Here is a 13,080-nt window from a genome sequence, read left to right as displayed (position 1 = left end):
CGGCCGATGACTCTGCTCACTGCCTCCCGGCGCCCCGCCGCAGTGTCCAAGGAGCTCGCTCCGCAGTCGCCGCCCATGTGGCGGAAGCGTGGCAGCGGCGCCCGCACACAGCTCACGGCCTGGCTTTTCCTCGTCCCCGCACTGCTCGTCTTCGGGCTCTTCGCCTGGTGGCCGATCGTGCGCAGCCTGCTCCTCAGCTTCCAGCGCACCAACCTCGTGGAGCCGGCCGCCTGGGTGGGCCTGGACAACTTCCGTACGCTCTTCGACGATCCGCTGCTCGCCACCGCCGTCGGGAACACCCTCTTCTTCGTGGCACTCGGCCTGCTGATCGGCTTCCCGGCGCCACTGATCCTCGCCGCCGTCATGTCGACCGTGCGACGCGGCGCCGGCGTCTACCGCTTCCTCGTCTACCTGCCGGTCGTCATCCCGCCGGTCGTGGCAATCCTGCTCTGGAAATGGTTCTACGACCCCGGCAGCGGCCTCTTCAACAGCGTCCTCGGCAAGATCGGCCTCGGCCCGTACCCCTGGCTGGAGTCCTCCGACAGCGCCATGCTGTCGCTCGTCCTGGAAGCCACGTGGGCCGGAATGGGCGGCGCCGTTCTCATCTACCTCGCCGCCATGGTCTCCATCCCCGGCGAGCTCTACGAGGCCGCCGAGGTCGACGGCGCCGGCATCTGGCGCCGCATCTGGCACGTCATGCTTCCCCAACTGCGTGCCGTGATCGGCCTGTTGCTTCTCGTTCAGCTGGTCAACACGGTCCAGGTCTTCACCGAACCGTACGTCTTCACCGGCGGCGGCCCCGACAACGCCACCCTCACGGTCCTGCTGTTGATCTTCCGTTACGCCTTCCAGGACGGCGAGTACGGCCAGGCCGCCGCCCTCTCCTTCCTGATGGTGCTCGCCCTCGCCCTGCTCTCCGCGGTGTATCTGCGGGCCACCCGCAGCTGGAGCACATCATGACCACAGCACTCACCACGTTCGTCTCGACGAACGACCGGCAACGGCCCGGCGTCCGCGCCGCCGTGCGCTCCATCCAGGCATTCACTCTCCTGCTGCTGCTGCTCATCGGCATCGGACCGCTGTACTGGATGCTCAAGGGCGCGGTCTCCCCGCCCACCGAGCTCACCACCCAGCCGCTCGCCCTCTGGCCGGACCGCCCGGCCCTCGGCAACTTCGCCACCGCCTACACCGACCTCAGTGTCGGCCGCTATCTGATGAACACCTTCCTGGTGGTCGGCGGATCATGGTTCGTGCAGCTCTTCGTCTCGGCCACGGCGGGCTTCGCGCTGTCCGTGCTCAGGCCGAAGTTCGGCAAGGCCGTCTACGGGGCGATCCTGGCCACCATGTTCGTGCCGTACACCGTGAACATGGTCAGCCTCTTCATGACCGTGATCGACGTGCCGTTGCTGCACCTCAACCTGGGGGACACGTACTGGGCGATCTGGCTGCCGGCCGGCACCAACGCCTTCACGGTGCTGCTCGCCAAGCAGTTCTTCGACGCCCTGCCCAGGGAGCTGTTCGACGCGGCACGGGTCGATGGGGCGAGCACCCGCCAGTTGCTCACCAGGATCGTGCTGCCGATGAGCAAGCCGGTCCTCGCCGTGATCAGCCTGCTCGCGGTGATGCACTCCTGGAAGGACTTCATCTGGCCGCTGATCGCCATCACCGACCCGGAGAGGCAGCCGATCAGTGTCGCGCTGGCGCAGCTCGCCACACAGGCCCCGCAGGACCAGCTGATCGCCGCGATGGTGCRGGCCGTGGCCCCGCCGGTCCTTGTCTTCGTCGTCTGCCAGAAGTACATCGTCGCCGGGCTCGGGTTCACCGGCGTCAAGGGCTGAGCCCCACCCACACCGGACCAACAGAAGGGCATCTCCATGTCAGTCGCCCGACGCAGACTCATCCAGGGCACCGCCCTCACCGCCGGTGCCGCACTCCTGCCGAACGTTCCCGCGTACGCGGCCGCCGACCCGGTCACCGTCGAGGCCGACGGCATCAGACTGGTCGGCCGCAGCGACGGCAGCGTCCTCGTCCAGGACCGTGCGGGAACCGACCGGGTCCTCCTCAGCCACTTCATGATCAAGGACACCGCACTGGGCCAGCAGCGCACTTTCGGCGGCAGCCCCGCCCTGATCACACTCCCCGACGGACGGCCCGCGATCCAGGTCACGTACACGATGGGGAGCAGCGCGCCCGGAGTCACCGTGCGCGGCACCTTCGACGTCGCCGCGCGCAAGGCGCACCTGAAGTGGGAGGTCGCGGGCTCCAGCACGCTCACCCCGTCCGGCTTCCAGTTCTCCCGCACGGTGTACGGGGCGAGCGCGCCGGAGTCCTACGAACCGCTGACCGTCTGGGAGCGGGATGCCCGGGGAGGCATCCCGTACGAGGTGAACGCGGGCGGTGCGTACGTGGAGACGTGGCAGGGGGCGAAGGGCTTCTTCTGCCTCTCCTCCACCAACCCCGCCGGCACGAACGCGACATGGATCCACGCGCCCGGCACCTCGACCGGCGCGAGCACCGCCGTCACCGAGGCCGATCTGGTCCTCGGCGACCTGCGCCCGCGCGCGGCGGGTGCCATCGCCGCCGGGCGGCCGCTCGGCGTGGAGGTGTGGACCGACCAGCCGTTCAACCTCTACAAGGCGGCCGGGCAGACGATGACGCTCCAAACGCAGGTCGTCAACGGGTCGGGAGCCGCCAGGAAGGTGACCCTGACCTGGTGGGCACGGGACTTCGGCGGCAAGAAGACCGGTGGCGGGACCCTCTGCAAGGACCTCGCGGCAGGCGCCGCCTGGAACGCCTCCTTCCCTCTGACCTCGCCCTCGCAGAACATCGTGTTCACCGGTGTGGAGGCGGTCAGCGGCGCCGACCAGGCAATCGCCCGCACCAATCTGAGCGTGCTCCCGGAGTTCACGTACCGGGCCGGCAAGGAGTCGATGTTCGGCCTCGCGAACTACCCCTGGCTGCTCCAGCCCAGCAAGGAGGCCGTACTGGGCCTGGTCAAGACGCTCGGCATCAAGTGGATCCGGATCGCCTACGCGGGCGCCCCCGGCATCGACATCGCGACCCTGGACGCCCACGGCATCGGCCACAACGTGCAGCTCAGCGGCATCCCCGTGGGCGGCAGCCCCGAGCAGATCGCCGCCTGGGCCGACACCAACGTCGCCAAGGCGCTTGCCGCCGACGCCGCGTACTTCGAGGTCAGCAACGAGGTCAACCAGCCCTGGATGTCTGGTCGTGGGGCCGACGCCTACGTCCGTGACGGCCTGCTCCAGGTCACCACCCGCCTCGACGCGGCCGGTTCCAGGATGAAGGTCATGAACGCCGGGCTCGGTGGCATGGACCACGTCTGGACCAAGAACTTCCGTGATGCGGGCGGCTGGGACCTTATCGATGTTTTCGCTTTCCATCCCGGCCGCGGTAACTTCACGCCCGACTTCGCGCCGCCGCCCGAGGAGTGGACCCAGGGCTCGTCCGGGACGTACTGGAACTTCCTCGGTGCTCTGCGCAAGGCGCGGCAGGTCATGGCGGAGTACGGCGGCGACAAGGAACTGTGGCTCACCGAGGCGTACGCGCCCACCCGTCCCAACGTGTGGTGGAGCGATACCTACCGGCACGCCGCTGAGAACACGCTGCTCTCGCTCGCCCTCGCCAAGTCGGAGAAGGTGCGCGCCGTCAACTGGTACCAGCTGCACGACTCGGTCATCCACCACCCTCAGGAGGCCGACCCGGCCAACCCCGAGTACCACTACGGCCTGATGAACCGCGACACCAGCGCCAAGCCGTCGCTGCTCGCCTTCGCGACCGCCGCCCGGGTCCTGGACCAGGCCGGGTTCGTCCGCCATCTCGCCTTCCCGGACCGGGATATCAAGGGCCTTCTGTTCACGACTCCTGACGGCCCGTTGTCGGTCATCTGGTCCCGTAAGGAGGGGTACGTCCTGAACTCGGAACACGGTGAAGACCCTTGGTACGCGTCGCCGGAGCCGTGGGTCGACACGTGGACGACCAGGACGGAGGTCGTGGCCGCAGCGGCCGCCGGCACCGTGCGCGAGCTCAACTGCATCGGCCAGGAACGTGTCCTGAAGGCCTCCGGTAACGAGGTCACCCTCACCGTCGACGGCGCGCCGCGCGTCTACTACGGCCTCGCCGCCGATCCCGACCGCAAGCCCGGAAGCAGGGGACGCAGCGCATGAGGAACGAAACCGCACGGCACGACAGCACCGTCGTCGGCGGCGGCCTGGCCGGGGTCTGCGCGGCCATCGCCGCGGCCCGCCTGGGCCGGACCGTCGCACTGATCAACAACCGGCCGGTACTCGGCGGGAATTCGAGCAGCGAGGTCCGCGTCTGGGTGTGCGGCGCGACCGGCCACGGCAAGAACCACAACGCCCGCGAGGGCGGCATCATGGGCGAGCTGCTCGTGGAGAACCAGTACCGCAACCCGGACGGGAACCCGTACTACTGGGACGCCGTGGTCCTGGACGCGGTACGCGCCGAGCCCGGCATCACGCTCTACCTCAACACCGATGTGCGCGAGGTCGAGGCCGAGGGCCCGGACGACCGGAGGCGGATCACCTCGGTCACCGGCTGGATGATGGGCTCCGAGCGCCGGATCCGCTTCGAGAGCCCCGTCTTCCTCGACTGCACCGGAGACGGCCTGATCGGCCACCTCGCGGGCGCCCGCCACCGTATCGGCCGTGAGGCGCGCGACGAATTCGAGGAGGCGTGGGCCCCGGAGTCGGCCGACGGCATCACTCTCGGCTCCACGCTGCTCTTCTACACCAAGGACGCCGGGCGTCCGGTGAAGTTCGTGCCGCCGGACTTCGCCAAGGACATCAGCACCACCTCCATCCCGCAGCGCCGGATCATCAGGGCGGGGGACAACGGGTGTGCGTACTGGTGGATCGAGTTCGGCGGAGAGCTGGACACGGTGCACGACAACGAGCGGATCCGGGACGAGCTGTGGTCGGTGATCTACGGGATCTGGGACCACATCAAGAACTCGGGTGAGTTCGACGCGGCGAACATGACGCTGGAGTGGGTGGGGTCGGTGCCCGGCAAGCGGGAGTACCGGCGCTTTCTCGGTGACTACGTCCTGCACCAGAAAGACATACTCGGGCAGACGGAATTCGCCGACCGGGTCGCCTTCGGAGGCTGGTCGATCGACCTGCATCCGCCGCAGGGCATGTACGCCACCGAGTCGGGTGCCCGGCAACTGTTCGCGGACGGGATCTACCACATCCCGTACCGCAGCCTGTACTCGGTGAACACCGAGAACCTGCTGTTCGCCGGGCGGAACATCTCCGCCAGCCATGTCGCGTTCGGCTCGACCCGGGTCATGGCGACCTGCGCCACGATCGGGCAGGCGGCGGGCACGGCGGCGGCGCTGTGCGGTGCCGGGCAGGTCGCGCCGCGCGAACTTTCCGTACCCGAGCTGCACCGGGTGCTGCTGCGTGAGGACGCCTCGCTCATCGGCCTGGCTTCGACGGACCCGCAGGACCTGGCGCTGCGGGCGACCGTGACCGCGTCATCTGCCCTGTCCTGCCTGGCAGTCGAGGACGCCGGCGAGCTGTGGCCGCTCACGGCGGACGCCGGACTCGTCCTTCCCGTCGACCCGGACCTCTCCGGCCTTGAGCTGTTGGTGGACGCCGACCGCGAAACCGAACTCGTGATCGATCTTTATGATCCCGAGCTCGGCCAGAACTATGCCCCGCGCCGCCTCGTCATCTCCACCACCGTGCCGGTCGCCGCCGGTCGCCGGCAATGGCTCAAGACCGGCCTGGACTGGTCCCCGGACACCCCGCGCAACGCCTTCCTCGTCATCCGCGCGAACGAGGCGATCGCCCTGCACCGTGCCGGCCGGCCGACACCCGGCGTCCTGTGCTTCACACGTGTCCCGCTGCGTGCGCAGGACGAATCCCCGCAGTTGCTGCGCGAGTGGACGGACGATGGTCTGCTGCGCCGTACTTTCTGCTTCCGGACGGGGGAGACGGCGGCGTATGCCCCGGCCAAGGCCGTCGACGGGTACGCCCGCCCGTACGCGGGCCCGCACATGTGGGTCTCCGCACCCCTGGCGGACGATCCCTCGCCCTGGCTCTCGCTCACCTGGCCCGAGCCGGTCGCTCTGGGCCGTATCGACGTCGTCGCCGATGACGACGTCAACGAGGACCTGATCAACCTGCACCACCACCGCACCCCTTTCGATACCCTCCCCACGCTTCTGTGCGATTACCGCGTGGAGGCGCGGGAGGCGGACGGCACCTGGCGCGTGATCGCCCGCGCGGATCGGAACCGACGACGCCGCCGGTCGCACGCACTGGCGGAGCCGGTTACCACATCGGCTGTCCGGATCGTCGTGGAGGCCACCAACGGTACGGACGCGGCGCACCTCGTCGCTGTGCGCGCCTACGCGGCGGGGGAGTGACGCGATGGTCGCGAGAGTGCTGGTCACCGGGGCTGCCGGACGGATCGGGCGAGCGGTCCTCACGCTGCTTGCCGAGCGCGGGTGGGAAGCGAACGCCCTGGTCCTCGACGACCCCGGTGACCTCCCGGCCCGCATGGTCGTCACCGGTGACGCGGCCGACGCGGCGGCCGTCCGGGCAGCCCTGGAGGGCACCGACTCGGTCATCCACCTGGCTGCGATTCCCACTCCCGAGCACAACAGCGCCGTCGAGGTGTTCACGGCCAACAGCCTGGCCACGTTCACCGTGCTGGAGGAGGCCGGGCGGGCGGGGATCCGGCACGTGGCACTGGCGAGCTCGTGGGGTGTCACGGGCCTGCCCTGGACGGCGGCCGAGCATCCGCATCCGCTGTACGTGCCGGTCGACGAGGCGATGGACTCCCAGGTCGCCGACGCCTACGGCCTGTCCAAACAGGTCGACGAGCTGACCGCGCGGATGATGGCGCGACGGCACGGCATGAGTGTGGTGTGCCTGCGCTATCCGTACGTGGGCGGCTTCGAGGAGCGGCTGCTCGCACACGCGGCCCGGCTCACGGCCGACCCGGCTGCCGGTGCCAGGGACCTGTGGACGTACCTGGAGGTCCATGACGCGGCGAGAGCGGCACTGCTCGCGCTGGACGTGCGGGGCAGCGGCGCGCACGCGGTGCACCTCTGCGCCCCCGAGATCATCGTCCCGTACCCGACGGAGGAACTGCTGCGCCGCTACCACCCCGGTACCGTGCTGCGCGGCCGGCTGCCGGGCCGGGCGGCTCCGGTCGACACCTCGGCGGCGCGCAGGCTCCTGGGGTTCACGGCCAGAAATCTCGTCGGGGGTGCCACTTCCTCTGAGACGGCACCTTGAGGTCCGGCACCGCCGTCTTCCACCGTTAGGCCGGGTGGTCGCCTGTGACGGGCTTCTGGTCCGGTGTGAGCGGCCTGGGGTGGACGGCTGTGCTTCTGCGGCTACGAGCCGGGGGGTGGGGAGCAGCGGACGCGTTCGCCACCGGTCCGTATCGGCCGCGAGAGCTCCGGTTCACGCCGGCCATTGCGACACCGGGCGAACTCGGCGCTGTGCACGATCAGTTCGGCGTCGGCGTCGGCGCCTGCCGGCAGGTCATGCTGGGGTCTACCGGGCGTCACCTGAGCCCTGCACAATCGCCGGTATGACGATCACCACGAGCGCTGCCCCGCCGCCCATGCGCAACCGGCCCGTCGTGCTCGTCCGGGGGTTCCTCACGGGTGGTGTGGCGGGGGTGTTTCTGGCGGCCGTCGTTGTCGGGATCATCCTTTCGTACGAGTTGCTGATTGCCGGGGGCGTGTGCCTGCTCGCGGTCTACGTCCTGATCCGGTACCTCGCCGGCCTGCCCAGGCGCACCCGGGAGGCGGAGGTCCCGCCGTACCTGGCTCTCGCGGTGATCGAGAGCCTGGAGGCCGTCGGGGGTGAAACGAGCGACATACCGGTGAAGTTCGACCTCACCGTGGCACCGGACGACGCACCGGCGTTCCGTGTCGAGTTCACGCAGGACATCAACCTCGCCGACCTGCCCGATTACCGGCCGCGCCGCATCCTGGTCGTCCAGTATCCGCCGGACCGGCCGCTGAAGGTGAGGATCGTCAAGCGGCCGGCACCGGACTGGGAGGAACGGGCTTCCTCGGCCCGCCTTGACTCGGCGCCCGGACCGGCTCGGGCGAGCGAGGCTGTGGAAGGCTGTGGTGCCCCCCTGGTCGGTTTCCTCGGGTTGCTGCTCGGCGCGGCTCTTGTCGTTCTGCTGTTCCGCGCGGACCTGTCCGACCACAACGACTCCGGTACCGCGCGGCCCTCGGTCTCTTCGTCCAGCACCTCCTCGTCGTCCACGACCAGCGTGTCGTCGGCGTCCGGCACGGTGGCCCTGGGTCCCGGGCAGTCCTTTCTGGAGGAGGGCGTGCTGGGCCGGACCGTGGCCGGGCTCGCGAGGGGCGCGGACAGGCAGCGGGCGCTCACCGTAGTTGTGCAGGAGCGCCTGCTGACGGTCGTCTTCGCCCCTGCCGGTGCCCGGGCGGCCCCACGGATCGACCTGGATTCTCTGCCGTACGAGCGTGTTCCGGCCCTGGTGAAGGAGGCCACGACCACGCTCGGTGTCGCCTCCCCGCGTACCTGGCAGGTCATTGCCGACGGCCTGACCGGCAGGGTGGCCCTCAGGGTTTCGGTGTCCGGCTCCGAAGGCACCGCCTATCTGGAGGCGGACGGGCAGGGTCAGGTCGTACGGCGCGTCTCGGCTGGAGGCTGATCCATGGACTGGCATGTGTACCTGGTGCTGTGGTGCGGGGTGTTCGGGGCGTGGGCGGTGCTCGGATACGGGAGGTCGCTGGCCGGGATGACCCGGACGCAGCGGGCGGTTTGGGTGACGGGACGGATCGAGCGGGTGGACGAGCCCCGGCACGGAAGCTCCCCGAGCGAGGGGATAGCCGTGGTCGTCTCCTTCCAGGACCCTTCCAGCGGGCAGGAGTTCACCGTCACCAACGAGGGTGAGCGCGGCGAGAGGATCAGCGTCGCGTGGAAGGGCCGGGAGATCGGGGTCCGCTATCCGCGCGGCAGGCCCCACGCCTTCCGGTTCGCCGGCCGTCTCTCCGAAGGCGGACGCGGCCTCGGCTGGGCGAACTTCGCGCTCTTCCTCGTCTGTGCCGGTCTGGTCGCCGCCGCCGCGATCGACTGGGGCTGGCCGTGGGCGCTGGTCGGCTTCTGCGGGCCCTGGGCCCTGTCCGGCCTGTACCACCTGCCCGGGAACATCCGCGACAGGAACCGCCGCATCGGCCAACTGGCGGCCATGGCCGCCGTGTCCGGTCGTGTTGTCGCCGTCCTCAAGAGCGTCACCGTCGACTCCGGTGACGGCGGCACCATGACCAGTCTGATGCCGGTTGTCACCTTCACCACCCTGGACGGCAGGGAGGTCACGGCCTACTGCGAGTCCGGAATCCCGGACCCCGCCCGGGCGCGGGGCCTGAACCTCACGATTCACTACGCCCTGGACGACCCGGCCCGCTTCGTCCTGGACGTCGAGGCCGAACGCCGCTCCTGGCAGTGGGACATGGTCGTCAACGTGGTGGGCGTGCTGGTCGTGGCGGCGGCGGCCGTGGTGGGGGCGGTCGCGTTGTGACGAGGTGGCCGGGCTGCTTTCCTGTCATGGAGCCGCTGACGTTCGACTACGAGAACCTGCATCTGCGCGTGGAGCGAGGGGTGTTCGAACTGTTCACCATGGGCAGGTCCGAGCTCCGGGTACCGCTGCGGTGGCTCGGGGCACTGGTGTACTACAAGAAGCCGGCCCGGCCCGGCCAGTTGTTCATCGGTACCGTACGCGATCCGGGCGCCGCGCTCTACGGCACCGACCAGGCAGCCTTCTGGTACAGCATCTCGCCGGCGTTCCGGGTGCCGCCCGGCGACGAGCCGTTGTTCCGCGCGTACTTCACCGAGGTGGCCGCGCTCGCGGGCCGGGGGGTTGTCTGAGAGGAACCCGCGGAGCGAAGGTCTTTCAGCACGGCCCTCGGTACATCCAGGTCGGCCGGGGGATCGTCGAGGTCTTCCCGCACACCGACCTCATCGGGCCGCACCGCTACCCGCCGGCCTGGGTGACGGTGCACGCCGGGACACGTCGAGGGGGCCGGGCCCGGCTGTGCTTCGTACCGCCGGGGACCTGGGCGAACCGGTGCACGCGAGCGTGACGGGCGCCGGGCCGGGTGTTCCCGGGCGCCGGTGTCCCTCTGCCGTGCCTCCCTTACCGAGCTCGCTCATCTGGCCGCCCGCTCGTTCGCTCGGTTGTGTCGTGGGGATTCGATGTCAGCGTAGAGCGGGCGTGGTGTGTGAGGCGCTTCCTGGCCGTGGACGTTGATGGGTGCCTGGTGGTGATGCGGTGTCCGCTAGAGTCCGGTGTGGGCCGTGACTGGCGCTGAGGTGGACAACCACCGGGGAGCGGTCTGACGAGATGTCGTTGCCGTGCGCCTGGGCGAGTGGTCAGCAACGCCTGGGGGCAATGATGTCCGTGACGCAGACGGCCCAGCTCATGGATGGCAGGGGTCTCGCCGAACGTATCGTCAAAGAGGCTGCTGCGAAGGCGGCGGAGATCTCACGGCGCACGGGTGCCGGTCCGTGTCTGGCGACGGTGTTGGTGGGAGAGGATCCGGCGTCGGTCGCGTATGTCCGTATGAAGCGGGCGCGGTGTGCGAGGGCGGGTATCCAGTCCCGGCACATCGGTCTGCCGGCCGCCACCACGACTGCCGAACTGATCGGCACGCTCGCCGAGCTGTCCGGTGATCCGGAGGTCCACGGCATTTTGCTTCAGCATCCTTGTGGCCCGCATATCGACGAGCGAGCGGCGTTCGAGGCCATCGCTCCGGAGAAGGATGTCGACGGGGTCACGATGCGTTCCTTCGCCGCGATGAGCTTCGCGCTGCCGGGTTTCGTGTCCTGCACTCCCGGCGGGATCGTGCGATTGCTGGAGGCGTACGACGTAGGACTCGCGGGCAAGCGTGCCGTCGTGGTGGGCCGCAGCGCGATTCTCGGCAAACCGGTGGGGATGCTCCTTCTCGCGAAGGATGCCACGGTGACGTACTGCCACTCGCGTACGGCGGACCTCCCGGCGATCGTCCGGGAAGCGGATGTCGTGGTAGCGGCAGTAGGGCGGCCCCGGTTGATCCGGGGCGAGGACATCAAGCCTGGTGCAGTGGTGATCGACGCCGGTTACAACCCGGGCAATGTCGGGGACGTGGACTTCGACACCGCCCGGGCCCGTGCCGGTCTGATTACCCCTGTGCCCGGCGGCGTCGGGCCGATGACCATCGCCGTCCTGCTCGCGCAGACCGTGGAAGCCGCCGCGAACCAGCTGGGAATCGGGGAGCACTGAACGTCTTCCGCGCAGAACTGGAGACCGCGTAGTCGGGTCGGCTGTCCTTTTGGTGACGGCTCGCCGCTGGTAAGGGCGGTGAGCCGCCACGGAGACGGGTCCGCAGATCTGTCAGGTGGGGGCGGCGGGTTGTCCGGCTCGGGCCCGGGTGCTGGCGGCGCGGTGGACACCTCACGGTGCCAGGCGGTCGGGCCGGGGGTCGTAGGAGGCCGGTAGAGCCTGCTGGCTGTTCGGTTCAGGCAGGGGGGATGTGATGGACGTGGTGCGGCTCAGGGAGTCGTTGGCCGAGCAGGGAGTGACAGTGTTGTTCAAGGTCGGTGCTGAACGCCTGAGCGATGGAACGAAGCCCTGGACCTTCGTCGCGAGTGGGACTCCGTTCCGGGATGATCTTCTGGTTCGCACTGATGCTGTCTCCCTGGAGGCATGCCTGCGGGTCTGCCTTCCGCAGCTGCGTGAGCTCGGTGTGGTGATCCTTGATTGACGGGGCGGCCCAGGGTGGGCGGCGAGCCGTGATCGGGCTTCCCGGAGGGTCCTGGTGGGATTGGGACATCGTCGCCTGGGAACCTGGGCGGTTGCGTCTGGGGGCCGGGCATGACCTCTCGTATGCCCACAGCCTGGAGCTTGTGTTCAGCGACCCGGTCTTCGTCGCGTGCCCGGCCTTCTTCCAGGACCCGGTGTTTCGTGCGCCGACACCTGACGAGTTGCGGCTCGTTGCCGGGCAGGTCGGTGAGACGCCTCCCCTGTTGATCGCCTTCGAGGCCGAGGCGGGCGGCCCGGTACTCGCCTGCGGCCTGATCGCGGCCGGGAAGCTCGACATCGTCCAGGGAACCGTCTTCCGATACTGGCGCGAGAATCTGTCAGTCGGGGAACGTCTGGCTCCCTGGGTGACACCTCCGGCTTGATCGGTCCCGTGTCCTGTGCGGCCGCCGTACCAAGGCCTTCACCCGAAGGCGGGACAGCCGCGAATTCCTCGAGCAGCCTGCGGTTCTTGAGGCAGTGGCAGAGCTGGCCGAGCAACCGGTTGAAGAGATCGCTGAGCGGCGGCGTGTCAGTCGGAGTGTTCGTCGCGACGGCGCGGGTAGTGGGCTTTGGCTCCCATGGAGGCCGTCAGGGACGCGAAAGCCCAGAGATAACCCGCATGGCTGAGACGATCGTTCTTCACCCGGCGCCGGGTGATGCCCGACTTCTTCCCCGAAGCCCGGCCGGCGTGGAGCTTCGGGCCACGGGCGTCGGCGAACCGGGTGCGATCGTCCTCGATGCCGGTCGAGGCCGAGGTTGAATCAGCCCTGATGCTGAGCTTCGGTCCGTACTACGGGCACAACCTGAGCGCCCTGTGGGACCGTCTGAGTAGGGATGTCGAGCGCCCGGTCGAGATTGTCTGGGAGAACGCTGTAGTCAGCCGTGGCCGCATGGGCGATGAAGCGTTCGAGGCGATCGCGTCCGTCCTGGTCCGAGCTGCCGCGGAAGACGAGTTGAACGCGCCGGACAAGAGGCTGACCGTGCGTTTCACCTGATGTGGAAGTGCGGCGGCGGCTGCCTCGCCGAGCCGCCTTACTTCCCGGGGGTCTGCGGCTCGGCCCGGCGCCCCCTGCCGGGTACCATGGCGAAGACCGCGAAGGCCACGCCGAGCAGACCGAAGATGATCGCCATGTTTCCCTTCGTCTGGATGCCCGCCTGCCGCACGGCGGTCTCTCTCTCCCAGAGCGCTGCGCCCTGTTGATTGGCGGTCTGGTACTCGGCCAGGCACTTCATGTGCGGCTGAGTGGGTGCAGCGTC

General features: G+C 69.2%; 13 protein-coding genes, 1 pseudogene and 1 riboswitch. Of the genes and pseudogenes, 12 read left to right on the top strand and 2 right to left on the bottom strand.

The features are described from left to right. Positions 1 to 6: 6 nt before the first annotated feature. From EAO72_RS18210 to EAO72_RS18160, 11 genes are all read left to right on the top strand, one after another. Complete coding sequence (locus EAO72_RS18210; RefSeq protein WP_187285120.1) at positions 7 to 960, top strand: carbohydrate ABC transporter permease; 954 nt, start codon at positions 7 to 9, stop codon at positions 958 to 960. Next, complete coding sequence (locus tag EAO72_RS18205; RefSeq protein WP_148018397.1) at positions 957 to 1,838, top strand: carbohydrate ABC transporter permease; 882 nt, start codon at positions 957 to 959, stop codon at positions 1,836 to 1,838. Before EAO72_RS18210 ends, EAO72_RS18205 begins: the two co-directional genes overlap by 4 nt. 36 nt (positions 1,839 to 1,874) lie before the next feature. Further along, positions 1,875 to 4,187 (top strand): hypothetical protein, encoded by a 2,313-nt coding sequence (locus EAO72_RS18200; RefSeq protein WP_148018396.1) that lies wholly within the window; start codon positions 1,875 to 1,877, stop codon positions 4,185 to 4,187. Beyond that, on the top strand, positions 4,184 to 6,415 hold the full coding sequence (locus EAO72_RS18195) for an FAD-dependent oxidoreductase (RefSeq protein ID WP_148018395.1): 2,232 nt from the start codon (positions 4,184 to 4,186) through the stop codon (positions 6,413 to 6,415). Before EAO72_RS18200 ends, EAO72_RS18195 begins: the two co-directional genes overlap by 4 nt. A gap of 4 nt (positions 6,416 to 6,419) precedes the next feature. Next, positions 6,420 to 7,292, top strand: a complete 873-nt coding sequence (locus EAO72_RS18190) for an NAD-dependent epimerase/dehydratase family protein (RefSeq protein WP_261991554.1) — start codon at positions 6,420 to 6,422, stop codon at positions 7,290 to 7,292. A gap of 301 nt (positions 7,293 to 7,593) precedes the next feature. Beyond that, complete coding sequence (locus EAO72_RS18185) at positions 7,594 to 8,697, top strand: hypothetical protein (protein WP_148018394.1); 1,104 nt, start codon at positions 7,594 to 7,596, stop codon at positions 8,695 to 8,697. 3 nt (positions 8,698 to 8,700) lie between these two features. Next, positions 8,701 to 9,564 (top strand): DUF3592 domain-containing protein, encoded by an 864-nt coding sequence (locus EAO72_RS18180; RefSeq protein ID WP_148018393.1) that lies wholly within the window; start codon positions 8,701 to 8,703, stop codon positions 9,562 to 9,564. Between the two features lie 26 nt (positions 9,565 to 9,590). Then, a complete protein-coding gene (locus EAO72_RS18175) occupies positions 9,591 to 9,911 on the top strand; it encodes a hypothetical protein (protein ID WP_148018392.1) in 321 nt (106 codons plus the stop codon). 419 nt (positions 9,912 to 10,330) lie between these two features. Then, positions 10,331 to 10,416: riboswitch (ZMP/ZTP riboswitch) on the top strand. 21 nt (positions 10,417 to 10,437) lie between these two features. After that, positions 10,438 to 11,304: a bifunctional 5,10-methylenetetrahydrofolate dehydrogenase/5,10-methenyltetrahydrofolate cyclohydrolase gene (locus EAO72_RS18170; RefSeq protein ID WP_148018423.1), complete on the top strand. Its 867-nt coding sequence runs from the start codon at positions 10,438 to 10,440 to the stop codon at positions 11,302 to 11,304. 253 nt (positions 11,305 to 11,557) lie between these two features. Beyond that, positions 11,558 to 11,785, top strand: coding sequence for a hypothetical protein (locus EAO72_RS18165; protein ID WP_148018391.1), 228 nt, complete (start codon positions 11,558 to 11,560; stop codon positions 11,783 to 11,785). Between the two features lie 28 nt (positions 11,786 to 11,813). Beyond that, the gene (locus tag EAO72_RS18160) at positions 11,814 to 12,206 is read left to right on the top strand and encodes a hypothetical protein (protein WP_148018390.1); all 393 of its coding nucleotides are present in this window, start codon (positions 11,814 to 11,816) and stop codon (positions 12,204 to 12,206) included. 46 nt (positions 12,207 to 12,252) lie between these two features. On the opposite strand, the pseudogene EAO72_RS43160 reads toward EAO72_RS18160, so the two are convergent. Further along, positions 12,253 to 12,562 (bottom strand): annotated as a pseudogene (locus tag EAO72_RS43160) (IS110 family transposase); the annotation flags it as partial. Between EAO72_RS43160 and EAO72_RS18150 the strand changes: the two are divergent. Next, positions 12,480 to 12,818: a barstar family protein gene (locus tag EAO72_RS18150; RefSeq protein ID WP_222724108.1), complete on the top strand. Its 339-nt coding sequence runs from the start codon at positions 12,480 to 12,482 to the stop codon at positions 12,816 to 12,818. The pseudogene EAO72_RS43160 and the gene EAO72_RS18150 overlap by 83 nt on opposite strands. Positions 12,819 to 12,855: 37 nt before the next feature. On the opposite strand, the gene EAO72_RS18145 is transcribed toward EAO72_RS18150, so the two are convergent. Further along, the coding region (locus EAO72_RS18145) for a hypothetical protein (protein WP_222724107.1) at positions 12,856 to 13,080 on the bottom strand (225 nt) is incomplete at its 5' end.

Origin of the sequence: Streptomyces sp. OR43, from assembly GCF_008042275.1 — a bacterium.
Classification (GTDB): domain Bacteria; phylum Actinomycetota; class Actinomycetes; order Streptomycetales; family Streptomycetaceae; genus Streptomyces.
Note: the sequence above shows the minus strand (reverse complement) of the source record. Positions and strands in the feature narration are given on the sequence as shown.

Coding starts and splice junctions, on each gene's coding strand:
- EAO72_RS18210 (WP_187285120.1), top strand. CDS start 7: ATGACTCTGCTCACTGCCTCCCGGCGCCCCGCCGCAGTGTCCAAGGAG.
- EAO72_RS18200 (WP_148018396.1), top strand. CDS start 1,875: ATGTCAGTCGCCCGACGCAGACTCATCCAGGGCACCGCCCTCACCGCC.
- EAO72_RS18195 (WP_148018395.1), top strand. CDS start 4,184: ATGAGGAACGAAACCGCACGGCACGACAGCACCGTCGTCGGCGGCGGC.
- EAO72_RS18190 (WP_261991554.1), top strand. CDS start 6,420: ATGGTCGCGAGAGTGCTGGTCACCGGGGCTGCCGGACGGATCGGGCGA.
- EAO72_RS18185 (WP_148018394.1), top strand. CDS start 7,594: ATGACGATCACCACGAGCGCTGCCCCGCCGCCCATGCGCAACCGGCCC.
- EAO72_RS18180 (WP_148018393.1), top strand. CDS start 8,701: ATGGACTGGCATGTGTACCTGGTGCTGTGGTGCGGGGTGTTCGGGGCG.
- EAO72_RS18175 (WP_148018392.1), top strand. CDS start 9,591: ATGGAGCCGCTGACGTTCGACTACGAGAACCTGCATCTGCGCGTGGAG.
- EAO72_RS18170 (WP_148018423.1), top strand. CDS start 10,438: ATGTCCGTGACGCAGACGGCCCAGCTCATGGATGGCAGGGGTCTCGCC.
- EAO72_RS18165 (WP_148018391.1), top strand. CDS start 11,558: ATGGACGTGGTGCGGCTCAGGGAGTCGTTGGCCGAGCAGGGAGTGACA.
- EAO72_RS18150 (WP_222724108.1), top strand. CDS start 12,480: ATGCCCGACTTCTTCCCCGAAGCCCGGCCGGCGTGGAGCTTCGGGCCA.